Annotated in this window: 24 protein-coding genes and 2 tRNA genes; 15 read left to right on the top strand and 11 right to left on the bottom strand. The window is 69.6% G+C overall.

The features are described 5' to 3' along the window. Positions 1–103 precede the first annotated feature (103 nt). Both trxB and trxA read left to right on the top strand, forming a co-directional pair. Entirely contained in the window at positions 104–1,069 is a 966-nt protein-coding gene (gene trxB / locus ACFYUS_RS15875; protein WP_388851207.1) for a thioredoxin-disulfide reductase, read from the top strand. A gap of 46 nt (positions 1,070–1,115) precedes the next feature. Next, the gene (gene trxA, locus ACFYUS_RS15870; protein WP_388851205.1) at positions 1,116–1,445 is read left to right on the top strand and encodes a thioredoxin; all 330 of its coding nucleotides are present in this window, start codon (positions 1,116–1,118) and stop codon (positions 1,443–1,445) included. A gap of 68 nt (positions 1,446–1,513) precedes the next feature. On the opposite strand, the gene ACFYUS_RS15865 is transcribed toward trxA, so the two are convergent. The 9 genes from ACFYUS_RS15865 to rpmH form a co-directional block, all read right to left on the bottom strand. Beyond that, positions 1,514–2,131 (bottom strand): GNAT family N-acetyltransferase, encoded by a 618-nt coding sequence (locus ACFYUS_RS15865; RefSeq protein ID WP_388851202.1) that lies wholly within the window; start codon positions 2,129–2,131, stop codon positions 1,514–1,516. Positions 2,132–2,290: 159 nt separating this feature from the next. Further along, positions 2,291–3,319, bottom strand: coding sequence for a ParB/RepB/Spo0J family partition protein (locus tag ACFYUS_RS15860; RefSeq protein ID WP_388851200.1), 1,029 nt, complete (start codon positions 3,317–3,319; stop codon positions 2,291–2,293). Next, positions 3,316–4,392 carry a ParA family protein gene (locus ACFYUS_RS15855; protein ID WP_388851196.1) on the bottom strand — a complete coding sequence of 359 codons (1,077 nt, stop codon included), beginning with the start codon at positions 4,390–4,392 and terminating at the stop codon, positions 3,316–3,318. The genes ACFYUS_RS15860 and ACFYUS_RS15855 overlap by 4 nt, the downstream gene beginning before the upstream one ends. Positions 4,393–4,628: 236 nt before the next feature. After that, entirely contained in the window at positions 4,629–5,393 is a 765-nt protein-coding gene (gene rsmG, locus ACFYUS_RS15850) for a 16S rRNA (guanine(527)-N(7))-methyltransferase RsmG (RefSeq protein ID WP_388851193.1), read from the bottom strand. Between the two features lie 94 nt (positions 5,394–5,487). Beyond that, positions 5,488–6,000: a protein jag gene (locus ACFYUS_RS15845; RefSeq protein WP_388851190.1), complete on the bottom strand. Its 513-nt coding sequence runs from the start codon at positions 5,998–6,000 to the stop codon at positions 5,488–5,490. 30 nt (positions 6,001–6,030) lie between these two features. Then, positions 6,031–7,332, bottom strand: coding sequence for a membrane protein insertase YidC (gene yidC / locus ACFYUS_RS15840; protein WP_388851187.1), 1,302 nt, complete (start codon positions 7,330–7,332; stop codon positions 6,031–6,033). Between the two features lie 3 nt (positions 7,333–7,335). Beyond that, the gene (gene yidD, locus ACFYUS_RS15835; RefSeq protein WP_388851184.1) at positions 7,336–7,662 is read right to left on the bottom strand and encodes a membrane protein insertion efficiency factor YidD; all 327 of its coding nucleotides are present in this window, start codon (positions 7,660–7,662) and stop codon (positions 7,336–7,338) included. After that, positions 7,659–8,030 (bottom strand): ribonuclease P protein component, encoded by a 372-nt coding sequence (gene rnpA / locus ACFYUS_RS15830; RefSeq protein ID WP_388851181.1) that lies wholly within the window; start codon positions 8,028–8,030, stop codon positions 7,659–7,661. Before rnpA ends, yidD begins: the two co-directional genes overlap by 4 nt. A gap of 21 nt (positions 8,031–8,051) precedes the next feature. Continuing rightward, complete coding sequence (rpmH, locus tag ACFYUS_RS15825) at positions 8,052–8,189, bottom strand: 50S ribosomal protein L34 (protein WP_015659252.1); 138 nt, start codon at positions 8,187–8,189, stop codon at positions 8,052–8,054. Positions 8,190–8,586: 397 nt separating this feature from the next. Between rpmH and dnaA the strand changes: the two genes are divergently transcribed. The 11 genes from dnaA (at position 8,587) to ACFYUS_RS15770 (ending at position 22,711) form a co-directional block, all read left to right on the top strand. After that, complete coding sequence (gene dnaA / locus ACFYUS_RS15820; RefSeq protein WP_388851176.1) at positions 8,587–10,386, top strand: chromosomal replication initiator protein DnaA; 1,800 nt, start codon at positions 8,587–8,589, stop codon at positions 10,384–10,386. A gap of 841 nt (positions 10,387–11,227) precedes the next feature. Beyond that, positions 11,228–12,358, top strand: a complete 1,131-nt coding sequence (gene dnaN / locus ACFYUS_RS15815) for a DNA polymerase III subunit beta (protein WP_041130169.1) — start codon at positions 11,228–11,230, stop codon at positions 12,356–12,358. A gap of 110 nt (positions 12,359–12,468) precedes the next feature. Continuing rightward, the gene (gnd, locus tag ACFYUS_RS15810; protein ID WP_388851172.1) at positions 12,469–13,347 is read left to right on the top strand and encodes a phosphogluconate dehydrogenase (NAD(+)-dependent, decarboxylating); all 879 of its coding nucleotides are present in this window, start codon (positions 12,469–12,471) and stop codon (positions 13,345–13,347) included. A gap of 59 nt (positions 13,348–13,406) precedes the next feature. Further along, positions 13,407–14,528, top strand: a complete 1,122-nt coding sequence (recF, locus tag ACFYUS_RS15805) for a DNA replication/repair protein RecF (protein WP_388851169.1) — start codon at positions 13,407–13,409, stop codon at positions 14,526–14,528. Positions 14,529–14,533: 5 nt separating this feature from the next. Then, complete coding sequence (locus ACFYUS_RS15800) at positions 14,534–15,106, top strand: DUF721 domain-containing protein (protein WP_388851166.1); 573 nt, start codon at positions 14,534–14,536, stop codon at positions 15,104–15,106. Positions 15,107–15,407: 301 nt separating this feature from the next. Continuing rightward, complete coding sequence (gene gyrB, locus ACFYUS_RS15795) at positions 15,408–17,438, top strand: DNA topoisomerase (ATP-hydrolyzing) subunit B (RefSeq protein WP_388851163.1); 2,031 nt, start codon at positions 15,408–15,410, stop codon at positions 17,436–17,438. Between the two features lie 41 nt (positions 17,439–17,479). Next, positions 17,480–20,092 (top strand): DNA gyrase subunit A, encoded by a 2,613-nt coding sequence (gene gyrA, locus ACFYUS_RS15790; protein WP_388851160.1) that lies wholly within the window; start codon positions 17,480–17,482, stop codon positions 20,090–20,092. Positions 20,093–20,198: 106 nt separating this feature from the next. Next, on the top strand, positions 20,199–20,759 hold the full coding sequence (locus ACFYUS_RS15785; RefSeq protein ID WP_388851157.1) for a DUF3566 domain-containing protein: 561 nt from the start codon (positions 20,199–20,201) through the stop codon (positions 20,757–20,759). Positions 20,760–20,859: 100 nt separating this feature from the next. Beyond that, a tRNA-Ile gene (locus ACFYUS_RS15780) sits at positions 20,860–20,933 on the top strand. Between the two features lie 146 nt (positions 20,934–21,079). Further along, positions 21,080–21,214 (top strand): DLW-39 family protein, encoded by a 135-nt coding sequence (locus tag ACFYUS_RS15775; protein WP_003958712.1) that lies wholly within the window; start codon positions 21,080–21,082, stop codon positions 21,212–21,214. Between the two features lie 201 nt (positions 21,215–21,415). Next, positions 21,416–22,711: a hypothetical protein gene (locus ACFYUS_RS15770; RefSeq protein WP_388851154.1), complete on the top strand. Its 1,296-nt coding sequence runs from the start codon at positions 21,416–21,418 to the stop codon at positions 22,709–22,711. A gap of 1 nt (position 22,712) precedes the next feature. Here ACFYUS_RS15770 and ACFYUS_RS15765 read toward each other — a convergent pair whose 3' ends face one another. Beyond that, entirely contained in the window at positions 22,713–23,930 is a 1,218-nt protein-coding gene (locus ACFYUS_RS15765) for a serine/threonine-protein kinase (RefSeq protein ID WP_388851151.1), read from the bottom strand. Between the two features lie 64 nt (positions 23,931–23,994). Beyond that, on the bottom strand, positions 23,995–24,543 hold the full coding sequence (locus tag ACFYUS_RS15760) for a helix-turn-helix domain-containing protein (RefSeq protein ID WP_388851148.1): 549 nt from the start codon (positions 24,541–24,543) through the stop codon (positions 23,995–23,997). 130 nt (positions 24,544–24,673) lie between these two features. On the opposite strand from ACFYUS_RS15760, the gene ACFYUS_RS15755 reads away from it, so the two are divergent. Further along, positions 24,674–24,746: transfer RNA gene (locus ACFYUS_RS15755), tRNA-Ala, on the top strand. Positions 24,747–24,978: 232 nt separating this feature from the next. Further along, positions 24,979–25,362: a DUF6344 domain-containing protein gene (locus ACFYUS_RS15750; protein ID WP_388851145.1), complete on the top strand. Its 384-nt coding sequence runs from the start codon at positions 24,979–24,981 to the stop codon at positions 25,360–25,362. The last annotated feature ends 189 nt before the right edge of the window (positions 25,363–25,551 follow it).

The following is a 25,551-nucleotide window of genomic DNA, read 5'->3' as shown; positions in this document are numbered from 1 at the left end:
TCTCGGGAATGCACGCCCCTTAGGATCCGTTGGGTGGGGTGAGAGCGACCGAGACAACCGCCCCCGTAGGCAGTGGCAGTCTGCAGAGACGAGGAAGAAACCCGTGAGCGACGTCCGTAACGTGATCATCATCGGCTCCGGGCCCGCGGGTTACACCGCTGCGCTCTACACGGCCCGAGCGTCGCTGAACCCCCTGGTCTTCGAAGGTGCCGTCACCGCCGGTGGCGCGCTGATGAACACCACCGAGGTCGAGAACTTCCCCGGTTTCCGTGACGGCATCATGGGCCCGGACCTCATGGACAACATGCGGGCCCAGGCCGAGCGCTTCGGCGCCGAGCTGGTCCCGGACGACGTCGTCGCCGTCGACCTGACCGGTGACATCAAGACCGTCACCGACACCGCCGGCACCGTGCACCGCGCCAAGGCCGTCATCGTCACCACCGGCTCCCAGCACCGCAAGCTCGGCCTCCCCAACGAGGACGTGCTCTCCGGCCGCGGTGTCTCCTGGTGCGCCACCTGCGACGGCTTCTTCTTCAAGGACCAGGACATCGCCGTCGTCGGCGGCGGCGACACCGCGATCGAGGAGGCCACCTTCCTCTCGCGCTTCGCCAAGTCCGTCACGATCGTCCACCGCCGGGACACCCTGCGCGCCTCCAAGGCCATGCAGGAGCGCGCCTTCGCCGACCCGAAGATCTCCTTCGCCTGGGACAGCGAGGTCACCACGATCCACGGCGAGCAGAAGCTCAGCGGTCTGACCCTGCGCGACACGAAGACCGGCGAGACCCGCGAGCTCCCCGTCACCGGCCTCTTCATCGCCGTCGGCCACGACCCCCGGACCGAGCTCTTCAAGGGCCAGCTGGACCTGGACGAGGAGGGCTACCTCAAGGTCGCCGCCCCCTCGACCCGCACGAACCTCACGGGTGTCTTCGGCGCCGGTGACGTCGTCGACCACACCTACCGTCAGGCCATCACGGCCGCCGGCACCGGCTGCTCCGCCGCGCTGGACGCCGAGCGCTTCCTGGCCGCCCTCGCCGACAGCGAGAAGCTGGCCGAGACCCCCGCGGTCTGACCCCCGTCCCTCCCCACCCCACACCCCGCGAAAGAAGGAGGTCGCCGTGGCCGGCGCCCTGAAGAACGTGACCGACGCAGACTTCGACGAGGTCGTCCTCAACAGCGACAAGCCCGTCCTGGTGGACTTCTGGGCGGCCTGGTGCGGCCCGTGCCGTCAGATCGCCCCGTCGCTGGAGGCCATCGCCGCCGAGCACGGCGAGATCGAGGTCGTGAAGCTCAACATCGACGAGAACCCGGCCACGGCTGCCAAGTACGGCGTCATGTCGATCCCGACGCTCAACGTCTACCAGGGTGGCGAGGTCGTGAAGACCATCGTCGGCGCCAAGCCGAAGGCGGCCATCCTGCGCGACCTGGAGCCCTTCGTCGCGGGCTGATGCTCCTCTGTTTCACGTGAAACGGCCCGTCCCCGACAGGGGGCGGGCCGTTCTCGTTCTCCGCGCGCCTAGAGCGGCCGGAGCGCGGGCTCCTTCTGCACGGCGCCGAGCAGACGGTCCAGGGCCATCTCGACGTCCTCCTTCCAGGAGAGCGTCGTCCTGAGCTCCAGCCTCAGCCGGGGAAAGGCATGGTGCGGACGAACGGTCTTGAAGCCCACCGCGAGGAGATGGTCGGCCGGCAGCACACAGGCCGGCTCCTTCCACCGGGCGTCCCCGAACGCCTCGATCGCCTTGAAGCCCCGCCTCATCACGTCCTTGGCCACGGTCTGCACCATCACCCGCCCCAGGCCCTGCCCCTGATAGCCCGGCATGATCCACGCCGTCATCAGCTGGACGGCGTCCGCCGCCACGGGGCTCGTGGGAAAGGCCGTCGAACGCGGCACATAGGCCGGGGGAGCGTAGAGGACGTAACCGACCGGCACCTCGTCGACATAGACCACCCGGCCGCAGGAACCCCACTCCAGGAGAACGGCCGAGATCCAGGCCTCCTTCTCCACCTCCGGGCGCCCCGCCTTCACGGCCGCCTCACCACTGACCGGGTCGAGCTCCCAGAACACACAGGAGCGACACCGCTTGGGGAGATCCGGAAGGTTGTCCAGCGTGAGCGGTACGAGCCGACGCCCCACGGCTGCTCCTCGTTTCCCTCGCCATCGAGCACGGATACGCCTTTCGGAATCGTATCGATCGGGCGATCGGGGCGATACCGCTCATGAGCAAAGGGCGGGCCGCGTTCCGGTGAAGACCGGAGCACGGCCCGCCCTCGGCGGCCTCAGGGGGAGAGGGGATCAGCCCTCGGCCTTCTTCTGGTCCAGGACCCTTCCCTCACCGGGAGCCAGGGTCGAGAGGATCCGCTCCAGGTCCTCCATCGAGGCGAACTCGACGACGATCTTGCCCTTCTTCTGCCCCAGGTCGACCTTCACCCGGGTCTCGAAGCGGTCCGAGAGCCGGGAAGCGAGGTCCGTGAGCGCGGGCGAGACACGGGCACCGGCCCGCGGCCCCTTCGGCTTGACCGTGGACGCGGACTCCTCGGAGCCCATGAGACTCACGATCTCCTCGACGCTGCGCACCGAGAGGCCTTCGGAGACGATCCGGTACGCCAGCTTGTCCTGGGCGTCCTGGTCCTCCACGCCGAGCAGGGCCCGTGCGTGTCCGGCGGAGAGCACGCCGGCGGCGACCCGGCGCTGCACCGGCAGGGAGAGGCGCAGCAGACGCAGCGTGTTGGAGATCTGCGGGCGGGAACGTCCGATCCGCTCCGCGAGCTGGTCGTGGGTGCAGCCGAAGTCCTTGAGCAGCTGCTCGTAGGCGTGGGCCTCTTCGATCGCGTTCAGCTGGGACCGGTGCAGGTTCTCCAGGAGCGCGTCCAGGAGCATCTTCTCGTCGTCGGTGTCCCGGACGATCGCCGGAATCCGCTCAAGGCCCGCCGTCGTCGACGCCCGCAGACGGCGCTCACCCATGACGAGCTCGTAGCGGTCGGCCTCGACCTTGCGCACGACCACGGGCTGGAGCAGGCCGACCTCCTTGATGGAGGTGACGAGCTCCGCGAGGGCGTCCTCGTCGAAGACCTCACGGGGCTGATGCCGGTTGGGAACGATGGCATCGATCGGAAGCTCGGTGAAGTAGGCCCCTGCCGGAGGCTCCGGCAGGGCCACCGGCGCGGGCTCGTTCCACGTCGGCGACGACTCCGGGGCCTTCGGGCTCTGCGGCAGCGTCGCCAGCTTCGCGGCGGCCACCCCCCGCTCCACCTGTCGTTCCTGGGGAGCAGCAGGAATCAGCGCACCGAGCCCACGCCCCAATCCCCTACGTCGCTCACTCACTGGATCCCCTCCGACATGCTGCGCTGGTTGTTCTGGTGCCCTACATGGGCGTGCTGCGGGTCGTAGTGCACGGCGACCCCCCGCAGGGCGATCTCACGGGCCGCTTCGAGATACGACAGGGCGCCGCTGGAGCCCGGGTCGTAGGTGAGGACCGTCTGCCCGTAACTCGGCGCCTCCGAGATGCGGACGGACCTCGGAATGCTGGTCCGCAGCACCTCCTCGGCGAAGTGGCTGCGCACCTCCTCGGCGACCTGGGAGGCGAGCCTCGTCCTGCCGTCGTACATGGTGAGCAGGATCGTCGAGACGTGGAGCGCCGGGTTGAGGTGCCCGCGGACCAGGTCGACGTTCCGCAGGAGCTGCCCGAGTCCCTCCAGCGCGTAGTACTCGCACTGGATCGGGATCAGTACCTCCGCGCCCGCCACCATCGCGTTGACCGTGAGGAGGCCGAGCGAGGGCGGGCAGTCGATCAGGATGTAGTCCAGCGGCTGCTCATAGGCCTGGATCGCGCGCTGGAGTCGGCTCTCACGCGCCACCAGCGACACCAGCTCGATCTCCGCGCCGGCGAGATCGATGGTGGCGGGGGCGCAGAAGAGGCCCTCGACGTCCTTGACCGGCTGCACCACGTCGGAGAGCGGCTTGCTGTCCACCAGCACGTCGTAGATCGAGGGGACCTCGGCGTGGTGGTCGATGCCCAGTGCCGTCGAGGCGTTGCCCTGCGGGTCCAGGTCGATGACCAGGACCCGGGCACCGTGCAGCGCCAGGGAGGCGGCAAGGTTGACCGTCGTGGTCGTCTTGCCCACGCCGCCCTTCTGGTTGGCGACCACCATCACACGAGTCCGGGCCGGGCGGGGAAGTCCCTCACCGGCACGACCCAGTGCCTCTACTGCCAGCTGGGCAGCACGACCGATGGGGGTGTCGTCCATCGGGGGCGGTGTTTCACGTGAAACATCCTCCCCCGCCGATTCGGTTCGGGGACCGGGGACCGGATCGGTCATCGGTCCCGCGATGTTGGCGTCGGACCGCAAGGATTCACTCTCCTCGGCTTCAGGCTCGCGATGAGGAGAGCCTGCCATGCTTTCGGTGTCGTGAACCAGCGAGGCCGGTGGTTCTGTGGGTGAATCCACCTCTGTGGACAACTCCGTAACCCTCGCGAGTGGCTTCACACGGGGCCTACGGTCCCGGGGCGTGGCAGCCGCGCGACCGCGGCTGATGATCCCCTGCAGCAGTGAGCGACGTTTCACGTGAAACACCATGCCGCTGCCGCCCGGCCGGGACCGTTCGACACTCCGAAATGGTACGTATCAGGCGCTCAGCGGCGCCGACGGGTCTTGCTGGTGCGGGCGGCCTTGGCCCGCTTGGCCGCGAACCGCACACCGCCGGGGCTCTCGCCGACCTCCACCCGGACGACCGTGGTCATCGGATCGACGATCCCCTCACCCACCTGCAGAACCGAGGCCTCCACCACACCGAGCCGGGAGAGCGCGGCGCGAGCACCGTCGATCTCCTCCTGCGCGGTATCGCCCTTGAGCGCCAGCATCTCTCCGTACGGACGCAGCAGGGGGACGCCCCAGCCGGCCAGCCGGTCGAGCGGCGCCACCGCGCGGGCGGTCACCACGTGCACGGGCGTGATCTTGCCGAGCATCTCCTCCGCGCGCCCCCGGACCACGGTCACGTGGTCGAGGCCGAGCAGCTCGACGACCTCCTGGAGGAAGTTCGTCCTGCGCAGGAGCGGCTCCAGAAGGGTGATCTTCAGGTCGGGCCGGACCAGAGCCAACGGGATGCCGGGCAGACCGGCGCCCGAGCCCACATCGCAGACGGTGACGCCCTCGGGGACGACCTCCGAGAGGACGGCACAGTTCAGCAGGTGACGCTCCCAGAGACGCGGGACCTCGCGCGGGCCGATCAGACCACGCTTCACACCCGCGTCCGCGAGCAGCTCCGCGTACCGCACGGCCTCCGGGAAGTACTCACCGAAGACTGTCCGCGCCTGCTCCGGCGCTTCGGGGAGCGCCTGCTCCGGCACCTCGGGGAGCTCCGCTGCCTCCGTCACGGGAACCGTCCTTCCGTACCGCACGCCTCGCGTGCGAGCGCACTGTGGTGGCTGACTATCAAGGCTGACAAAGATCGGCCCCGCCTGCGAACAGACGGGGCCGAGACTACGTGAGGGTTCAGGCCGGGAGCACGACGACGAAGCGCTGCGGCTCCTCGCCCTCGGACTCGCTGCGCAGACCGGCGGCGGCGATCGCGTCGTGCACGACCTTGCGCTCGAACGGCGTCATCGGGTCCAGCTTGACCGGCTGGCCGTTGGCCTTCACCTCGGCCGCGGCCTTGGCGCCCAGCTCGGCGAGCTCGGCGCGCTTCTTGGCCCGGAAGCCGGCGATGTCGAGCATCAGTCGGCTGCGGTCACCGGTCTCGCGGTGCACGGCAAGGCGCGTCAGCTCCTGGAGCGCCTCCAGGACCTCGCCGTCGCGGCCCACGAGCTTCTGCAGGTCGCGGCTGCCGGAGTCGCTGATGATCGAGACCGCGGCCCGGTCCGCCTCGACGTCCATGTCGATGTCGCCGTCGAGATCGGCGATGTCGAGCAGGCCTTCGAGGTAGTCGGCCGCGATCTCACCCTCCTGCTCCAGGCGGGTCAGGGTGTCGCCACCCTCGGCGGCGGCGGAGGTGGTGCCTTCCGTCACGGATGGACTCCTTCTTGCTTCTGGGAGGGCTTACTTCTTGGAGGACGGGTGCTTGGGCCGCTGCTGGCCCTTGCGCTGGCGGTTGCCGCCCGAGCTGGCGCGGCTGCGGCCGGAGGACTGACCCTGCGTGCCGCCCTTGGCGGGGGTCTCCGGCTTCTTCTCCAGCGAGGTCTTCGGCTCGGTGTCCGAGACGCTCTCCTCGGTGGTCTCCGCCGACTCGTCGGCCTCGGTGTCCTTCGCCGGGGACTGCGGGGCCGCGGAGGCCTGGCGCTGCGCCTTGGTCTGGCGCTTGGGCTGCTGGCGCTTGGCGGCGGCACCGCCCTCGGCCTCGACCACGAGGGTGTCGCCCTTGATCACGGTGCCGTCGGCCTGGGCGGCGAAGCCGGCCTTGGAGAGGCCCGTGAAGAAGCGGCGCTCGTTCTCGTTGCGGTCGCCGCCCTTGGCGACGATCACCTTGACGATGTTCTTCCGGCGGCGGCCGCGGACCTCACCGTGCTGCGTGACGCTCTTGAGCAGGCGCTGCAGGTAGGCGTCCTGGGCCTTGCTGCCCGGCGTCGGGTTCTGGTTGATCACGTACATCTGCTGGCCCATGGTCCACACGTTGGTGGTCAGCCAGTAGACGAGGACACCGACGGGGAAGTTGATGCCCATGCCGGCGAAGATCAGCGGGAAGATGTACATGAGCATCTTCTGCTGCTGCATGTACGGCGTCTTCACGGAGAGGTCGACGTTCTTCATCATCAGCTGGCGCTGGGTGAAGAACTGCGAGGCCGACATCATGATGATCATGACCGCGGTGACGATGCGCACATCGGTGATCGAGGCACCGAGAGCCTCGACCTCGGCGGCGCTGTTCGTGAACTTGGCGGCCAGCGGGGCACCGAAGATGTGGGCCTGACGGGCGCTCTCCAGCAGCGACTGGTTGATGACGCCGATGGTCTGGCCGTTGGCGATGGCCGACAGCACGTGGTACAGCGCGAAGAAGAACGGCGACTGCGCCAGGATGGGAAGGCACGAGGAGAGCGGGTTGGTGCCCGTCTCCTTGTACAGCTTCATCATCTCTTCGGACTGACGCTGCTTGTCGCTCTTGTAGCGCTCCTGGATCGCCTTCATCTTCGGCTGGAGCGCCTGCATGTTCCGCGTCGACTTGATCTGCTTCACGAAGAGCGGGATCAGGCAGATGCGGATCAGCACCACGAGGGACACGATGGAGAGACCCCAGGCCCAGCCCGTGTCAGGACCGAAGATCGCCCCGTACATCTTGTGGAACTGGACGATGACCCAGGAAACGGGCCAGGTGATGAAGCTGAACAGACTGGCAATCGTGTCCACTAATCAGGCTCCTTGAGCATTGGGCGAGGTCTCGGCGGCCGGGCTCGTCTCGGCGGGGAACCCGCCCTTGTCGCCGCGCAGCGCGTTCCGCAGCATCTCGTGCCAGCGGGGGCGCTTGCGCGGGGGGACGTGATCCACACCGCCGGGCGACCACGGGTTGCACCGCAGGATCCGCCAGGCGGTCAGGGCCGTGCCCTTGATCGCGCCATGCCGGTCGATGGCCGTGAATCCGTAGTGGGAACACGACGGGTAGTACCGGCAGACGGGGCCCAGGAGAGGGCTGATCGTCCACTGGTACAGCTTGATGAGAGCCAGCAGCGGGTACTTCATCGCGTGCCCCCTCCCAGCAGCCGCTGGAGAGCGGCGTCCAGGTCTCGGGCCAGCTGTGCGTGGTCGGCGTCGCCGGCTCCGGGCAACGCCCGTACGACCACCAGGCTACCGGGGGGCAGCTCGTCGATGCGGTCGCGGACGAGATGGCGCAGGCGTCGCTTCACCTGGTTGCGTACGACCGCACCGCCCACGGCCTTGCTCACGACGAAACCCGCACGCGTCGGGGGAGCGCTCTCCCCAGGCGCGTGCGGGTCCGTTGCACTGCTGCGCAGGTGGACGACGAGGAGCGGGCGACCAGCCCGGCGCCCTCGGCGTACCGCGGTTGCGAAGTCCTCGCGCCGCCTCAGCCGATTCTCGGTAGGCAGCACGTCATGACCTGTTTAAGTGGATCAGGCGGACAGGCTCGCGCGACCCTTGGCACGGCGGTTCGCCAGGATGGCGCGGCCGGCACGGGTGCGCATGCGCAGGCGGAAGCCGTGGGTCTTCGCGCGACGACGGTTGTTCGGCTGGAAGGTGCGCTTGCTCACTCGGGGGCTCCAGAAATGATTCGTAGATGGCGGGACATCGCCTGGCTGTCACCGTGCGCCCACGAGTAGCTCGCAATACGCCCGAGTGCACCGCTACACGATCACTGTGCGTGATCTTTGCCCATCGGAGGCAGGCGGCAGCAGCCATCGACAACTCGACCTGGTTACGGTACGCGCGGCTACGCCATCCGGTCAAACCGACCTGTCTGCACCCCCCATTGTGCACAGGCTGTGGACAACAACTTGAACCACGTCATCCGGCCCGACTACCGTGAACGGTCTCCGTAATCTTTTTCCGTTCTGTCCTCACCTGTCCCGGGTGGACCCGTCCTCATGGACTTCGACCCACCGTCCCCGAGAACCACACCTTCGTGGGACCTGCGAGAAAGCGTGCCCTGTGGCTGACGTACCTGCCGATCTTGCCGCAGTCTGGCCGCGTGTCCTCGAGCAGCTTCTCGCCGAGGGCCAGCAGGGGATCGAGCCCAAGGACAAACAGTGGATCGAGCGCTGCCAGCCGCTCGCCCTGGTCGCGGACACGGCTCTGCTCGCCGTGCCCAACGAGTGGGGGAAGCGGGTCCTGGAGGGCCGGCTCGCCCCGCTGATCAGCGAGACCCTCAGCCGTGAGTGCGGCCGGCCGATCCGGATCGCGATCACCGTCGACGACTCCGTCGGCGAGCCGACGCCGCCGGCTCCCCCGGTCCAGCAGTCGCCGCAGCCGCGCTACGACGAGCGCGCGCAGCCCGAGCCGTACGAGAAGTACGAGGGCTACGGCCACCGGCCGATGCCCGACGACGGCCTGCCCACCGCGCGCCCGGCCTACCCGGACTACCAGCAGCCGCAGCGGCCCGACCCCGGCGCCTGGCCGCGCACCCAGGAGGACCTCTCCTGGCAGCAGCCGCGACTCGGCGGCTACCAGGAGCGCGCCCCGTACACCGGTCCCAGCGGCCCGGCCGGTCCCGAGCAGTCCCGGGGGGCCCGTTACGACGAGCCGGCCCGCGGCTACGAGACGCCGCGGCCCGAGCGCGCCGAGCTGCCCGACCCGCAGAACCACGGTCCCCGTCCGGGCCCCCGCCCCGGCGGTCCGGTCCCGGGGCCCGGCGGCGTGCCGGGCGGCGGTCACGGCTCCTCGTCCTCCGGGCAGGGCGCCGGCGGCCCGAACGAGCAGCACGCGCGGCTGAACCCCAAGTACCTCTTCGACACCTTCGTCATCGGTTCCTCGAACCGGTTCGCGCACGCGGCCGCCGTCGCGGTCGCCGAGGCGCCGGCGAAGGCGTACAACCCGCTCTTCATCTACGGCGAGTCGGGCCTCGGCAAGACGCACCTGCTGCACGCGATCGGGCACTACGCGCGGAGCCTCTACCCGGGCACGCGCGTGCGGTACGTGAGCTCCGAGGAGTTCACCAACGAGTTCATCAACTCGATCCGCGACGGCAAGGGCGACGCCTTCCGCAAGCGCTACCGCGATGTGGACATCCTGCTCGTCGACGACATCCAGTTCCTGGCGAGCAAGGAGTCGACGCAGGAGGAGTTCTTCCACACCTTCAACACGCTGCACAACGCGAACAAGCAGATCGTGCTCTCCTCGGACCGGCCGCCCAAGCAGCTGGTGACCCTGGAGGACCGGCTCCGCAACCGCTTCGAGTGGGGCCTCACCACCGATGTGCAGCCGCCCGAGCTGGAGACGCGCATCGCGATCCTCCGCAAGAAGGCGGTGCAGGAGCAGCTCAACGCTCCGCCGGAGGTGCTCGAGTTCATCGCGTCCCGGATCTCGCGGAACATCCGTGAGCTGGAGGGCGCGCTGATCCGGGTGACGGCCTTCGCGAGCCTCAACCGGCAGCCGGTGGACCTCGGGCTGACCGAGATCGTCCTCAAGGACCTGATCCCGGGCGGCGAGGACAGCGCGCCGGAGATCACCGCTCCCGCGATCATGGCGGCCACCGCCGACTACTTCGGTCTGACGGTGGAGGACCTCTGCGGATCCTCGCGCAGCCGCGTCCTGGTGACGGCCCGGCAGATCGCCATGTACCTGTGCCGTGAGCTCACGGACCTGTCGCTGCCGAAGATCGGCGCGCAGTTCGGCGGCCGCGACCACACGACGGTGATGCACGCGGACCGGAAGATCCGTGCCCTGATGGCGGAGCGGCGCTCCATCTACAACCAGGTCACCGAGCTCACCAACCGCATCAAGAACGGCTGACGCGGGCCCGCCGCAGGGCCGTCAGAGCCTCTCGAAGGGCGCTCCGGGACACCTCCCGGGGCGCCCTTCGGCGTTCCCTCCGTCCCCTGCCGGCCCCCTGCTGTCCCCACCCCGTCCCCCGGCCCGTTCGATTACTTCGTTCCGGTGGCGGGTTCTCCACAGATTGCGGGATGATCTCCCGTCCACAGGGTGGGGACTGTCGAGTTATCCGGATTGTGTCCACAGGCAGGCCTGGTGACAGAGCATCACCCCAGGTCAGACCCTTGTGGAATTGTTGGCAACTGTTCTCCACAGGCTGTGGATGAATCTTCCGTCCACAGGGGGTCCCGAAGGTTGTCCACCGGCTGCCCACAGGCTGCGGACGGTTGCCCACAGCTTCTCCACACCGCTGTCCACTGTTCGGCAACGAAACACCCCCGCTCACCGGGTCGAGTGAAAGCCGTCACACCAAGGGAGACGTTTGGGCTGTGGGGAACCTGGGGAAAGCTGGGGACAGCGCTGGGGAGAACTCCCCATGGCCTGTGTATCGGCTGTGCAGAACTTTCGGGTGTCCACAGACACCCACGGTTTTCCACTGGTTCCACCCACAGCCTCGGTGGACAAAAAACCTGGACTGACCTGCGCGAACGGCGTTATCCACGGTTTCCACAGGCCCTACTACTACTCCCACATAGAGTTAGCTAGGAATCCGTTTCGAAGTGGGGCCTGTGCACAACTCGGCGCCGGAGCTCCGACGCGCTCTTGTCGCGACTTGACCCCGAGCCGCACCGAGTGTCTGTGGCGTACGTCAGACTGGTTCCCGCAGTCGACGAAGAGCCAGCAACAGCAGGAGGCGGTTCCGGTGAAGATCCGGGTGGAGCGCGATGTACTCGCGGAGGCGGTGGCCTGGGTGGCCCGCAGCCTCCCGGCCCGTCCGCCGGCGCCCGTGCTCGCAGGCCTTCTGCTGAAGGCCGAGGACGGCGCCCTGAGCTTCTCGAGCTTCGACTACGAGGTCTCCGCGCGAGTCTCGGTCGAGGCCGAGGTGGAGGAGGACGGCACCGTCCTCGTCTCCGGCCGGCTGCTCGCCGACATCTGCCGCGCCCTCCCCAACCGTCCCGTGGAGATCTCCACAGACGGTGTACGGGCGACCGTCGTCTGCGGCTCCTCCCGCTTCACCCTCCACACCCTGCCTGTGGAGGAGTACCCGGCGCTGCCGGAGATGCCCACCGCGACCGGCACCGTCCCCGGTGAGGTCTTCGCCTCCGCCGCCGCGCAGGTGGCCATCGCCGCCGGCCGTGACGACACGCTGCCCGTCCTCACCGGTGTGCGCATCGAGATCGAGGGCGACACGGTCACCCTGGCCTCCACCGACCGCTACCGCTTCGCGGTCCGCGAGTTCCTGTGGAAGCCGGAGTCCCCGGACGCCTCCGCGGTCGCCCTGGTGCCCGCGAAGACCCTCCTGGACACCGCCAAGGCGCTCACCAGCGGCGACACGGTGACGCTGGCGCTCTCGGGCTCCGGCAAGGGCGAGGGCCTCATCGGCTTCGAGGGCGCGGGCCGCCGCACCACCACCCGCCTCCTGGAGGGCGACCTCCCGAAGTACCGGACGCTCTTCCCGACCGAGTTCAACTCGGTCGCGGTGATCGAGACCGCCCCCTTCGTGGAGGCCGTGAAGCGCGTGGCCCTGGTCGCCGAGCGCAACACCCCGGTCCGGCTGAGCTTCGAGCAGGGCGTGCTCATCCTGGAGGCCGGCTCCAGCGACGACGCACAGGCTGTGGAGCGTGTGGACGCGCAGCTGGACGGCGACGACATCTCGATCGCCTTCAACCCGACCTTCCTCCTGGACGGCCTGAGCGCGATCGACTCCCCGGTCGCCCAGCTCTCCTTCACGACCTCCACGAAGCCGGCGCTGCTGAGCGGCAAGCCCGCGCTCGACGCGGAGGCGGACGAGGCCTACAAGTACCTGATCATGCCGGTGCGGCTGAGCGGCTGATCGCCGCCGACGGGGGCATCGCCTGAGCGGCTGACCCCACAGGTGTGCACCCGGGTCCGGGCGTAGGCTCGGACCCGGGTAAACCGCACACGACGCTTAAGGAATCTCTGATGGAGCTCGGTCTCGTCGGTCTCGGCAAGATGGGCGGCAACATGCGTGAGCGCATCCGCCGCGCAGGCCACACCGTCATCGGATACGACCGCAATCCGGACCTCGCCGATGTCCACAGCCTCGAAGAGCTTGTGGGCAAGCTCAAGGGTCCGCGCGTCGTGTGGGTCATGGTCCCGGCCGGTGCCGCGACCCAGTCCACCATCGACGAGCTGGCGAATCTGCTCTCCCCCGGCGACATCGTCGTGGACGGCGGGAACTCGCGCTGGACGGACGACGAGAAGCACGCCGAGGAGCTCGCCGCCAAGGGCATCGGCTTCGTCGACTGCGGCGTCTCCGGCGGCGTGTGGGGCCTGGAGAACGGCTACGCGCTGATGTACGGCGGCTCCGCCGAGGACGTGGCGAAGGTCCAGCCGATCTTCGACGCGCTCAAGCCCGAGGGCGAGTTCGGCTCGGTCCACGCGGGCAAGGTCGGCGCCGGCCACTTCGCGAAGATGGTCCACAACGGCATCGAGTACGCGATGATGCAGGCCTACGCCGAGGGCTGGGAGCTCCTGGAGAAGGTCGACTCCGTCACCGACGTGCGCGAGGTCTTCCGCTCCTGGCAGGAGGGCACGGTCATCCGTTCCTGGCTGCTCGACCTCGCGGTGAACGCCCTCGACGAGGACGAGCACCTGGACAAGCTGCGGGGCTACGCGTCGGACTCCGGCGAGGGCCGGTGGACGGTCGAGGCCGCCATCGACAACGCCGTCCCGCTCCCGGCGATCACCGCCTCGCTGTTCGCGCGGTTCGCCTCCCGTCAGGACGACTCCCCGCAGATGAAGATGATCGCCGCGCTGCGCAACCAGTTCGGTGGCCACGCGGTCGAGACGAAGAAGTAATCCACAGGCTGTGCACCCCGCGGTGCACAGCCGCCGGGGGAAGAAGGTCGGCGCCCACCATGCACGTCACGCATCTCTCGCTGGCCGACTTCCGCTCGTACGCCCGGGTCGAGGTTCCGCTCGACCCGGGCGTCACCGCTTTCGTGGGCGCGAACGGCCAGGGCAAGACCAATCTGGTCGAGGCCGTCGGCTATCTCGCCAACCTCGGCAGCCACCGCGTCGCCTCCGACGCCCCGCTCGTCCGGATGGGAGCGGAGCGCGCGGTCATCCGCGCGGCCGTCACCCAGGGCGAGCGGTCCCAGCTGATCGAGCTGGAGCTCAACCCGGGCCGGGCCAACCGCGCCCGTATCAACAGGTCCTCGCAGGTCAGACCGCGTGACGTGCTCGGCATCGTACGGACCGTGCTGTTCGCCCCCGAGGACCTCGCCCTGGTGAAGGGCGACCCCGGCGAGCGCCGGCGCTTCCTCGACGAACTGATCACGGCGCGCACGCCGCGCATGGCGGGCGTGCGCTCCGACTACGAGCGCGTGCTCAAGCAGCGCAACACGCTCCTGAAGTCGGCGGCGATGGCCCGGCGGCACGGCGGCCGCGGCATGGACCTGTCCACCCTGGACGTGTGGGACCAGCACCTGGCCAGGGCCGGCGCCGAGCTGCTCGCCCAGCGGCTCGACCTCATCGCCGTACTGCAGCCGCTCGCCGACAAGGCGTACGAGCAGCTCGCGCCCGGCGGCGGACCGATCCTCCTGGAGTACCGCCCCTCCGCGCCGGGCGCCGGGCACACCCGCGAGGAGCTGTACGAGCAGCTGCTCGCCGCCCTCGCCGAGGTCCGCAAGCAGGAGATCGAGCGGGGCGTCACGCTCGTCGGACCCCACCGGGACGAGCTGCTCCTCAAGCTGGGCGAGCTCCCCGCGAAGGGGTACGCCAGCCACGGCGAGTCCTGGTCGTACGCGCTGGCGCTGCGGCTCGCCTCGTACGACCTGCTGAGGTCCGAGGGCAACGAGCCGGTCCTCGTCCTCGACGACGTCTTCGCCGAGCTCGACGCGCGACGGCGCGAGCGGCTCGCGGAGCTGGTGGCGCCGGGCGAGCAGGTGCTCGTCACGGCGGCGGTGGACGACGACGTGCCGGACGTGCTCGTGGGCACGCGGTACGCCGTGTCCGGCGGGACGGTGGAACGGGTGTGACGGGCATGAGCGAGGAGAACTCTCCACAGTCTGTGGACAGGCCTGCGGCATCCGCGGCCCCCTCGGTGCCCGAGCCGTCGGGCGTCGACCTCGCCCGGGTCGCGCTGCGCGCCGCCAAGGAGCAGGCGAAGGCGCGGGGCGCGGCGGCGGCGCAGAAGAAGCAGGCCCGGCGCGGGGGCGGGCTGCGCTCCGGCGCGCGCGCCGACGGGCGCGACCCGATGGCGCTCGGCGCCGCGATCAACCGGCTGATCACCGAGCGGGGCTGGGAGACGCCGGCGGCGGTCGGCGGGGTCATGGGGCGCTGGCCGCAGATCGTCGGCGAGGACCTCGCGAAGCACTGCGTACCGCTGAAGTTCGACGACGAGCCGGACGCGCGGGTGCTGACGGTGCAGTGCGATTCGACGGCCTGGGCCACGCAGCTGCGGTTGCTGGCGCCGACGCTGGTGGCCCGGCTCAACGAGGACCTCGGGCACGGCACCGTGCGGATGATCAAGGTGCTGGGGCCGGGGGCGCCGCGGCGGGGGTACGGGCCGCTCCGGGCGCCGGGGTCCGTGGGGCCCGGGGACACGTACGGGTAGGACGGGGCCCCGGGGCTCTCGTGGTGCGGGTCCGGGCGGTCGGGCGCCGCGCGGACGGGCCGTGCCCGCGATTGCCCACAACGCGCTACGGCCCGAAGCGCTGGGTGGCCGTCAGGGGCGTCTGGAGCCCCTGTCTGGATATGGGGAGTCGTCTCGCGCCCGCGCAGGGCGGCACATGCGCATTCAGGTACCGGCAAACCCCCATGAGTGTCAGCGGTACCGGTAGACTGGGAGACAATCCCGCCACCCTGCGGAACATGTCGAACGACGCAGCCGCTCCCGTATGCCCGGAGAACGGCCTGTGCTGTGCCAGAAAGGGCGCTTCGTGGCCGATTCCGGCAACCCCAACGAGAACACCCAGTACACCGCCAGCAACATCCAGGTACTCGAGGGCCTGGATGCCGTGCGTAAGCGCCCTGGCATGTACATCGGCTCGACCGGCGAGCGCGGTCTGCACCACATGGTGCAGGAGGTCGTCGACAACTCGGTCGACGAAGCCCTGGCCGGCCACGCGGACACCATCGACGTGACGATCCTGGCCGACGGCGCCGTGCGCGTCGTCGACAACGGCCGTGGCATCCCGGTGGGCATCGTGGCCTCCGAGGGCAAGCCGGCCGTCGAGGTCGTGCTGACCGTGCTGCACGCGGGCGGCAAGTTCGGCGGCGGCGGCTACGCCGTCTCCGGCGGTCTGCACGGTGTCGGTGTGTCGGTCGTGAACGCCCTGTCCACCAAGGTCTCCGTCGAGATCAAGACGGACGGCCACCGCTGGACGCAGGACTACAAGATGGGCGCCCCGACGGCCCCGCTCGCCCAGCACGAGGAGACCTCGGAGACCGGCACGTCGGTGACCTTCTGGGCCGACCCGGACATCTTCGAGACCACCGAGTACTCCTTCGAGACGCTCTCGCGCCGCTTCCAGGAGATGGCCTTCCTCAACAAGGGCCTCACCATCACGCTCACCGACGAGCGCGAGTCCGCGAAGGCCACGGTCGGCGCCGACGACCCGGACGCCGAGGCCACCGCCGAGGCCACCGCGCGCACGGTGAAGTACCACTACGAGGGCGGCATCGTCGACTTCGTGAAGTACCTCAACTCGCGCAAGGGCGAGCTGATCCACCCCACCGTGATCGACCTCGACGCCGAGGACAAGGACAAGAACCTGTCCCTCGAGGTCGCGATGCAGTGGAACAGCGGCTACAGCGAGGGCGTGTACTCCTTCGCCAACATCATCCACACCCACGAGGGCGGCACGCACGAGGAGGGCTTCCGCGCTGCGCTGACCTCGCTGATCAACAAGTACGCGCGCGACAAGAAGCTGCTCCGCGAGAAGGACGACAACCTCACGGGCGACGACATCCGCGAGGGTCTGACGGCGATCATCTCGGTCAAGCTGAGCGAGCCGCAGTTCGAGGGCCAGACCAAGACCAAGCTGGGCAACACCGAGGTCAAGACCTTCGTCCAGAAGGCGGTCTACGAGCACCTCAACGACTGGCTGGACCGCAACCCGAACGAGGCCGCGGACATCATCCGCAAGTCGATCCAGGCCGCCACCGCGCGCGTGGCCGCGCGCAAGGCGCGCGACCTGACCCGCCGCAAGGGCCTCCTGGAGTCGGCGTCCCTCCCGGGCAAGCTGTCCGACTGCCAGTCGAACGACCCGTCCAAGTGCGAGATCTTCATCGTCGAGGGTGACTCCGCCGGCGGCTCGGCCAAGTCCGGCCGCAACCCGATGTACCAGGCCATCCTGCCGATCCGCGGCAAGATCCTGAACGTCGAGAAGGCCCGCGTCGACAAGATCCTGCAGAACACCGAGGTCCAGGCGCTGATCTCCGCCTTCGGCACCGGTGTGCACGAGGACTTCGACATCGAGAAGCTCCGCTATCACAAGATCATCCTGATGGCGGACGCCGACGTCGACGGTCAGCACATCAACACCCTGCTGCTGACCTTCCTCTTCCGCTTCATGCGGCCGCTGGTCGAGGCCGGTCACGTCTACCTCTCCCGCCCGCCGCTCTACAAGATCAAGTGGGGTCGGGACGACTTCGAGTACGCGTACTCGGACCGGGAGCGCGACGCGCTCGTCGAGCTGGGCAAGCAGAACGGCAAGCGGATCAGGGAAGACTCGATCCAGCGCTTCAAGGGTCTCGGCGAGATGAACGCCGAGGAGCTGCGCGTCACCACCATGGACGTCGAGCACCGCGTACTCGGCCAGGTCACCCTGGACGACGCCGCCCAGGCCGACGACCTGTTCTCGGTGCTCATGGGCGAGGACGTCGAGGCACGGCGCTCGTTCATCCAGCGCAACGCCAAGGACGTTCGCTTCCTCGACATCTGAGTCGGTCTCAGCTGACCGTACGAAAGGACTGACGACCAGCAATGGCCGACGAAAACACTTCCGGCACCACCGAAGAGCAGGAACCCGTGCTGCGGATCGAGCCCGTCGGGCTCGAGACCGAGATGCAGCGTTCGTACCTCGACTACGCGATGTCCGTCATCGTGTCCCGCGCGCTGCCCGACGTGCGCGACGGCCTCAAGCCCGTCCACCGGCGCGTGCTGTACGCGATGTACGACGGCGGCTACCGGCCCGAGAAGGGCTTCTACAAGTGCGCCCGCGTCGTCGGCGACGTCATGGGTACGTACCACCCGCACGGCGACACCTCGATCTACGACGCGCTCGTCCGCCTCGCCCAGCCCTGGTCGATGCGCATGCCGCTCGTCGACTCCAACGGCAACTTCGGCTCCCCGGGCAACGACCCGGCCGCCGCCATGCGCTACACCGAGTGCAAGATGGCGCCGCTGTCGATGGAGATGGTCCGGGACATCGACGAGGAGACCGTCGACTTCCAGGACAACTACGACGGCCGCAACCAGGAGCCGACGGTCCTGCCGGCCCGGTTCCCGAACCTGCTGGTCAACGGCTCCGCCGGCATCGCCGTCGGCATGGCCACCAACATCCCGCCGCACAACCTGCGCGAGGTCGCGGACGGCGCCCAGTGGTACCTGGCCAACCCGGAGGCCTCGCACGAGGAGCTCCTCGACGCGCTCATCGAGCGCATCAAGGGCCCCGACTTCCCCACCGGCGCGCTCGTCGTCGGCCGCAAGGGCATCGAGGAGGCGTACCGCACCGGCCGCGGCTCCATCACGATGCGTGCGGTCGTCGAGGTCGAGGAGATCCAGAACCGCCAGTGCCTGGTGGTCACCGAGCTGCCCTACCAGGTCAACCCGGACAACCTCGCGCAGAAGATCGCCGACCTGGTGAAGGACGGCAAGGTCGGCGGCATCGCCGACGTCCGCGACGAGACCTCGTCCCGGACCGGTCAGCGCCTGGTCATCGTGCTCAAGCGCGACGCCGTCGCCAAGGTCGTCCTCAACAACCTGTACAAGCACACCGACCTGCAGACGAACTTCGGCGCGAACATGCTGGCGCTCGTCGACGGCGTGCCGCGCACCCTCTCGCTCGACGCGTTCATCCGCCACTGGGTGACGCACCAGATCGAGGTCATCGTCCGCCGGACCAGGTTCCGGCTGCGCAAGGCCGAGGAGCGCGCCCACATCCTGCGCGGTCTGCTCAAGGCCCTCGACGCGATCGACGAGGTCATCGCCCTCATCCGCCGCAGCGAGACCGTCGAGATCGCCCGCGCGGGCCTGATGGACCTGCTGGCGATCGACGAGATCCAGGCCAACGCGATCCTGGAGATGCAGCTCCGCCGGCTCGCCGCCCTGGAGCGCCAGAAGATCGTCGCCGAGCACGACGAGCTCCAGGCGAAGATCAACGAGTACAACGCGATCCTGGCCTCGCCGGAGAAGCAGCGCGCGATCGTCAGCGAGGAACTGACCGCGATCGTCGAGAAGTTCGGCGACGACCGCCGCTCCAAGCTGGTGCCCTTCGACGGTGACATGTCCATCGAGGACCTGATCGCCGAGGAGGACATCGTCGTCACGATCACGCGTGGCGGCTATGTGAAGCGCACGAAGACCGAGGACTACCGCTCGCAGAAGCGCGGCGGCAAGGGCGTGCGCGGCACGAAGCTGAAGCAGGACGACATCGTCGACCACTTCTTCGTCTCCACCACCCACCACTGGCTGCTCTTCTTCACGAACAAGGGCCGGGTCTACCGGGCCAAGGCGTACGAGCTGCCGGACGCCGGCCGGGACGCCCGCGGCCAGCACGTGGCCAACCTGCTGGCCTTCCAGCCGGACGAGCAGATCGCCCAGATCCTGGCGATCCGCGACTACGAGGCCGCGCCGTACCTGGTGCTCGCCACCAAGGCCGGTCTGGTGAAGAAGACCGCGCTGAAGGACTACGACTCCCCGCGCTCGGGCGGTGTCATCGCGATCAACCTGCGGGAGCGCGAGGACGGCAGCGACGACGAGCTGATCGGCGCCGAGCTGGTGTCGGCCGAGGACGATCTGCTGCTCGTCTCGAAGAAGGCGCAGTCGATCCGCTTCACCGCCACCGACGACGCGCTGCGTCCGATGGGACGCGCCACCTCGGGCGTCAAGGGGATGAGTTTCCGCGAGGACGACGAGCTTCTCTCGATGAATGTCGTCCGGCCCGGTACTTTCGTCTTCACCGCGACCGACGGCGGGTACGCGAAGCGCACCCCCGTCGACGAGTACCGCGTCCAGGGCCGTGGCGGCCTCGGCATCAAGGCCGCCAAGATCGTGGAGGACCGCGGCTCGCTCGTGGGCGCGCTGGTGGTCGAGGAGACCGACGAGATCCTCGCCATCACGCTGTCCGGCGGTGTGATTCGTACGCGAGTCAACGAAGTCAGGGAGACCGGCCGTGACACCATGGGCGTCCAGCTGATCAACCTGGGCAAGCGCGATGCCGTCGTCGGCATCGCACGGAACGCCGAGGCGGGAAGCGAAGACGAGTACGCCGACAATGCCGAGGACGCCGAGGGCGTCGTCGAGTCGGCCGAGTCGATCGAGGCCGAGGCGGCCGAGGGCACGGAGCCCTCGGCCGGGGAGCACGACGAGGAGTAAGAGCGTGAGTGGAGCCACGGGCGCCGGATCGGCGGCTGCCGGAGCTTCTGCCGGTGCGGGAGCGAACGGCGCCCGTGGCCCCGCCACGGACTCCCAGGGGGTTGCGGTGACGGACACTCGGGGGCAGCAGCCCTCGTACGAGACGTACAACGGGCCACTGCCCGGCGAGCGCCCCCAGGCGCAGTCGGGAGGGCCCTACCACCCGCCGCAGGCGTACGGCACGCCTGCGGACGGTACACAGGGCGGGCAGACCGGGGCCGTGCGCCGGCCGCGTACCGGGGCGCGCACGACGCCCAGGACGCGCAAGGCGCGGCTGCGGGTGGCCAAGGCCGATCCGTGGTCGGTGATGAAGGTGAGCTTCCTGCTCTCCATCGCGCTGGGCATCTGCACGGTCGTGGCCGCGTCGGTGCTGTGGATGGTCATGGACGCCATGGGCGTCTTCTCGACGGTCGGCGGCACGATCAGCGAGGCCACGGGCTCGAACGAGTCCAACGGCTTCGACCTGCAGTCGTTCCTGTCGCTGCCGCGGGTCCTGATGTTCACCTCGGTGATCGCCGTGATCGACGTGGTCCTGATGACCGCGCTGGCGACGCTGGGCGCGTTCATCTACAACCTGTCGGCCGGTTTCGTGGGCGGTGTCGAGCTGACGCTGGCCGAGGACGAGTGACGTGCGCGGGGGCCGGGGAACTACCGATTTTGGGACTGGCCCCCACGTGCGCTAATGTTCAGGAGTCAGCGAGCGGGACACACACCGCGAAGCAGACGGAGGGGCTATAGCTCAGTTGGTTAGAGCGCATCCCTGATAAGGATGAGGCCACAGGTTCAAATCCTGTTAGCCCCACAGTTCAGATCGACCCGGATGGTACGCCATCCGGGTCGATCTGTTTGTGTGAGGTTTGAGGCTCGTACAGGTCACCGATCGGTATCGGTCGATGTGTAGAGTGGGCGTCAGAAGTCTCCTACGTCAACGAAAGACGAGGTCGCGCGGTGAAGAAGCTTCTCCTGGTCGCACTGGCCGCCATCGGCGGGCTCCTCGTGTACCGCCAGATCCAGGCGGATCGCGCCGAGCAGGACCTGTGGACGGAGGCGACCGACTCCGTGCCCGCAGGTTCCGGTGTCTGAGAGACACACACTCTGTGGGTGAAGCCCCGGCCGCGCGAGCGGACCGGGGCTTCACCGTTTCCTGACCGCGCCTTCTGTGTTCGCCACCGCGAATCTTGCACTTGCTTGCGCAAATCCATGGGGGAGGGCGTGCGAGCGGACACCGGAGGGACGGGCGGGGCAGGATGGACCGGCACCACCGGACGGGGACGGGAGAAGCGCGTGGGCACGCAGGCCGTGGGGCGGCGGACCGGGATCGGCCGGAGGGCGGGAGCCCTGATCGCGGCGGCCGCGGTGGCGGCACTGCCCGTACAGGCACGGGCTTCCGAAGGGGCCGGAGGGGCCGCCGTGCCGCCGTACGCCTTCGACGGCTCGGCCCAGCGGGTCCAGGGCGCCGCCTCCAGCCTCGACGCGAAGCCCCTCAGGACCGGCCGGACGTACCGGGACACCCTTGAGAAGGACGGCAAGGTCTACTACCGGATCGACCTCGACACCCGGCACAACGCGTACGTCTCCGTCGTCGCCGTCCCCAAGCCCGGCGGCAAGGTCGCGTACGGCGACGGCTTCAAGGTCGGCATCCAGGACAACTCCGGAGCCGACTGCGGCTACCAGGACGTCGACTTCGGCTCAGGGAAGTACGCCAGGCCGCTCGCCGGCTACGCCCGCCGGATCGTCGACCCGGACGCCTACAGCTGCCAGAAGCCGGGCGCCTACTACGTGCTCGTCGAGCGCGACTCGGCCCCGGAGTCCACCCCGGACGACTGGGAGCTGGAGATCCGGTACGTGACCGAGCCCCTCCTCACTCAGGCCGGCCCCACGGAGCTCCCCAAGGACTGGGCGTCGGCCACCCCCGCGCCGCCGTCCGGAGGCCAGCAGAAGCGCCAGGGCGGCGCCGGGGTCCAGGAGGCCGTCTCCCTGCGGGAGGGCGAGTGGCGGGCCGACCTCCGGCCCGGCCAGACGCTCTTCTACCGGGTTCCCGTCGACTGGGGACAGCAGCTCTTCGCCGGCGCCGAACTCGGCAGCGGCACCGAGGGGGACCTGGTGAGCAGCGCGCTCACCCTCTCGCTCGCCAACCCGGCCCTCGGCTTCGTCGACATGAACACGGTCGGCTACGACGGGAGGCCCGCGACGGTGGCGCTCGACCCGCTGCGGCCGGTGGCCCACGAGAACCGCACCTCGTACGACACGGCCACCAACGGCATGCGGTTCGCCGGCTGGTACTACCTGTCGGCGACGCTCAGCCCGGAGGTCGCCGCCGAGTACGGCGACGAGCCGGTGCCGCTGACGCTCCGGGTCAACGTCAGGGGCACCCCTGAGAAGGCTCCCCCGTACGACGCGGCCCCCGGGATGTTCTCGGTGACCCCGGACGACCGGGAGGCCGCGAAGAACGGCGCCGTCGGGGCACCGGTCACGGCGAACGGCGCCATGACGGTCCTCGCGGCGGCCGGGATCGGCACCGGGACCGTCCTGCTCCTCGGACTCGGCGCCTGGACCCTGCTGGCCCGGCGGCGCGCCTGAGTCAGATCCGCGCCAGAGCCCAGAAACCGACCGCGAGCGACACCAGCGCGAGCAGCAGCACCGGGACCGCCACCTTCGGGGGCGGCCCCGGACGGCGTACGGGGGCGGCCGGGGCGGGGGCGTGCACCGGCGGGTACGCGGCCGGCGGGGGCAGAGGGAAGCTGCCCGTCTCGGAGGGCCCGGGGAGCGGCGGGGGCGGGGAGGCCGGGACGGGAGTGGTGGGCACGTACGGCTGGTGCTGTCGCGGCGGTACGGGCGGCGGTACGGGCGGCTGTGTGAGGTGCTCCGGGACCGGTACGGGGGCGCCGAAGCCCGTGGGCACTGCGGGTGCTGCGGGTCCTGTGGGGCCTTCGGGGCCGAAGCCGGGCGGGAGCGGGCCGAGGCGGTCGGAGATCTGGACCGGCTGCTCGCCGGGATCCTGCGCGGGCAGCATCTCGACGGCGGCGCTCAGCGCCGTGCGCACTCCCGTGGCCGTCCGGAAGCGGGCCCGCGGATCGGGCTGGAGCAGACCGGCGAGCACCTGCCACAGGGGCTCGGGGATGCCCTCGGGGGCACCGGGAGTGCCATGGGCGAGGAAGTGCTCCACCAGGGCCTGGGAGTCCGGCTTGCGGCCCTGGAGCAGATGGAGCCCGACCAGGCCGACGGCGAAGAGATCGGCGGTGAAGTCGGGCTCGGCGCCGAGGAGCTGCTCGGGCGCGAAGTAACCGGGCGTCCCCACCACGTAGTCGGTCTCGGTGAGACGGGGTTCGCCCTTGCGCATGGCGATGCCGAAGTCGGACAGGCGCAGGTGCGGCCGCCCGGTGCCGGTGACCTCCATGAGGATGTTCGCGGGCTTGATGTCCCGGTGCACGACCCCTTCGGCGTGCACCGTGGCCAGGCCCGAGAGCAGCTGGTCGAGCAGGGTGCAGACGAGACGGGGCGGCAGCGGGCCGTGGTCCCCGATGACGTGGGCCAGCGAGCCGCCGGCCACCAGGTCCATGGTGAACAGGACCTTGTCGTCGTCGGCGGCCCAGCTGGCCGGGGCGAGGACGTGCGGATGGTCGATCCGCAGCGCCTGCTCGCGGACGAAGCGGAGGAGGGTGTGCGCGTCGCTCTGCAGGAGCACCTTGGCCGCCACGTAACGGCGCCGCCGGTGGTCCCAGGCCCGCCACACCGCCCCCGCCCCGCCGCGTCCGATCGGGTCGACCAGCTCGTACCGACCAGCGAAGACCTCACCCATCGCGCTGCGCCCGCTCCCCGTCCGCGTCGTCTCCCCGTGGTCCCGGCCGGCTGCCGGGCCCGCGTCAGTTCTGGTGCGACTCGTAGTGGGCGACCGCGTCGGCGGTGCGCCCGGCGCCGTACACCCGGAGGAACTCTGCCAGTTCCGGGTGGGCGGGGGCGAGCGAGTCGGCGGCGTCGATGATGTCGCCGGCGGCGGCCACGGAGCGCAGCAGCGACTGGATCTCGCGGACCACGCGGCGCACGGTCGGCGCACCGGAGCCGGTGGTGGCCGGGCCGGTGCTGGTGAGGACGGAGCCGCCCTGCGACTTCTTGACCTCGTCCATCCGGTCGGTGGCCTCGGCGGCGCTGACGCTGCCGTCGGCGACCTGGACGGCGAGCTCCTGGAGGGCCTGGACGCGCTGGACGACGGCCGGGTTGCCGATCTTGGCCCGCTGGCCGCTCATCAGCTGGGACAGCATGGGCGCGGAGAGCCCGAGCACGGCCGCGAGCCTGGCCTGGTTGAGCCCGAGATCGTCGATCAGCCGACGGAAGAGCGCCCCCAGCGGCTCCCCGTACCAACTGCGCTGAAGCTCTCTGGCTCTTGCCGTGGCTTCCTGCTGCGCTGCGTCCATGACGTACTCCCCATCCCTTGGGTTCGCCACTGCGAACCCCGGGCAGCATCTTACGGAGAGTGGTCGCCGACCGGGAGTCCCAATCCTTTTGCCGGACATGGGGGGTGACCCGGTACGCTGTCCTCGTTCCGGGGCCTTAGCTCAGTTGGTAGAGCGCTGTCTTTGCATGGCAGATGTCAGGGGTTCGACTCCCCTAGGCTCCACTCGGACAGAGACCCCCTCGTCCTGCGTCAGCGCAGGACGAGGGGGTCTTTCGCGTTCGTGGCACTGGGTGACCGGGGCGGTGCTGGTCCGACCGGGTGGTGTTCATCGGAAGAACTGCGCGACGGCAGCGTCGGTCCGCGGAAATCGGGCCCGTATCCAGATCATGAGAAAGGTATGTAAAGCGCGCAACCTGAAATGAACCATCCGGGAACGTCACGAAAGTGAGGGGCCATGGCCACCGCCAAGGTCAAGCAGTTCTGGACCGCCTTCGTCTCCGTCCTCTTCGCCCTGCTCGCCTCCGTCGGCCTGGCGAACACCGCCGCCGCGGCCGGCCGGCCCGCCGTCCAGCAGCCCGAGGAGCCGGCCGCGCCCGCCGCCGTCCCCGCCGCCGCCGTCGTCGCCGCCGGGGAGGGCGCCCTCGCCTCCGTACCCGCGCAGCGGACGCACTGGTGGCCGCTCGTCGGGGACCGTTCCCTGCCGCCCACCATCAAGCAGCGCATCGCCGCCGAGGCCCACGGTTCCTCGCCCGCCGGGCGCCAGCGCTCCTCGTCGACCGCCGGCCTCGACAGCGACCCGGCCGCCCTGACGGAGCTCGCCCTCGCCGCCGCGTCGTAGGGCGCGGGGAGACTCCCCGCACCCGGTACGACGCCGGCGGACCCGGCACGATGCCGGTAGACCTGGGCACGACCCCGTAGACCTGGGCGCGATCCGGCGGACCCGGTACGACCCCGGTAGGCCCGAGCGCGATCCGGGCAGATCCGGTACGACCCCGGCAGACGCCGGTAGAACCGAGCACGACCCGAG

Origin of the sequence: Streptomyces sp. NPDC004284 (genome assembly GCF_042874035.1) — a bacterium.
Lineage (GTDB): Bacteria > Actinomycetota > Actinomycetes > Streptomycetales > Streptomycetaceae > Streptomyces.
Note: the sequence above shows the minus strand (reverse complement) of the source record. Positions and strands in the feature narration are given on the sequence as shown.

Bases quoted from the DNA above. Each gene is read 5' to 3' on its own strand.
- ACFYUS_RS15855 (WP_388851196.1), bottom strand. From the start codon at position 4,392: ATGGCAGGCTCTCCTCATCGCGAGCCTGAAGCCGAGGAGAGTGAATCC.
- yidD (WP_388851184.1), bottom strand. From the start codon at position 7,662: ATGAAGTACCCGCTGCTGGCTCTCATCAAGCTGTACCAGTGGACGATC.
- gnd (WP_388851172.1), top strand. From the start codon at position 12,469: ATGGAGCTCGGTCTCGTCGGTCTCGGCAAGATGGGCGGCAACATGCGT.
- recF (WP_388851169.1), top strand. From the start codon at position 13,407: ATGCACGTCACGCATCTCTCGCTGGCCGACTTCCGCTCGTACGCCCGG.
- ACFYUS_RS15800 (WP_388851166.1), top strand. From the start codon at position 14,534: ATGAGCGAGGAGAACTCTCCACAGTCTGTGGACAGGCCTGCGGCATCC.
- gyrA (WP_388851160.1), top strand. From the start codon at position 17,480: ATGGCCGACGAAAACACTTCCGGCACCACCGAAGAGCAGGAACCCGTG.
- ACFYUS_RS15765 (WP_388851151.1), bottom strand. From the start codon at position 23,930: ATGGGTGAGGTCTTCGCTGGTCGGTACGAGCTGGTCGACCCGATCGGA.
- ACFYUS_RS15760 (WP_388851148.1), bottom strand. From the start codon at position 24,543: ATGGACGCAGCGCAGCAGGAAGCCACGGCAAGAGCCAGAGAGCTTCAG.
- ACFYUS_RS15750 (WP_388851145.1), top strand. From the start codon at position 24,979: ATGGCCACCGCCAAGGTCAAGCAGTTCTGGACCGCCTTCGTCTCCGTC.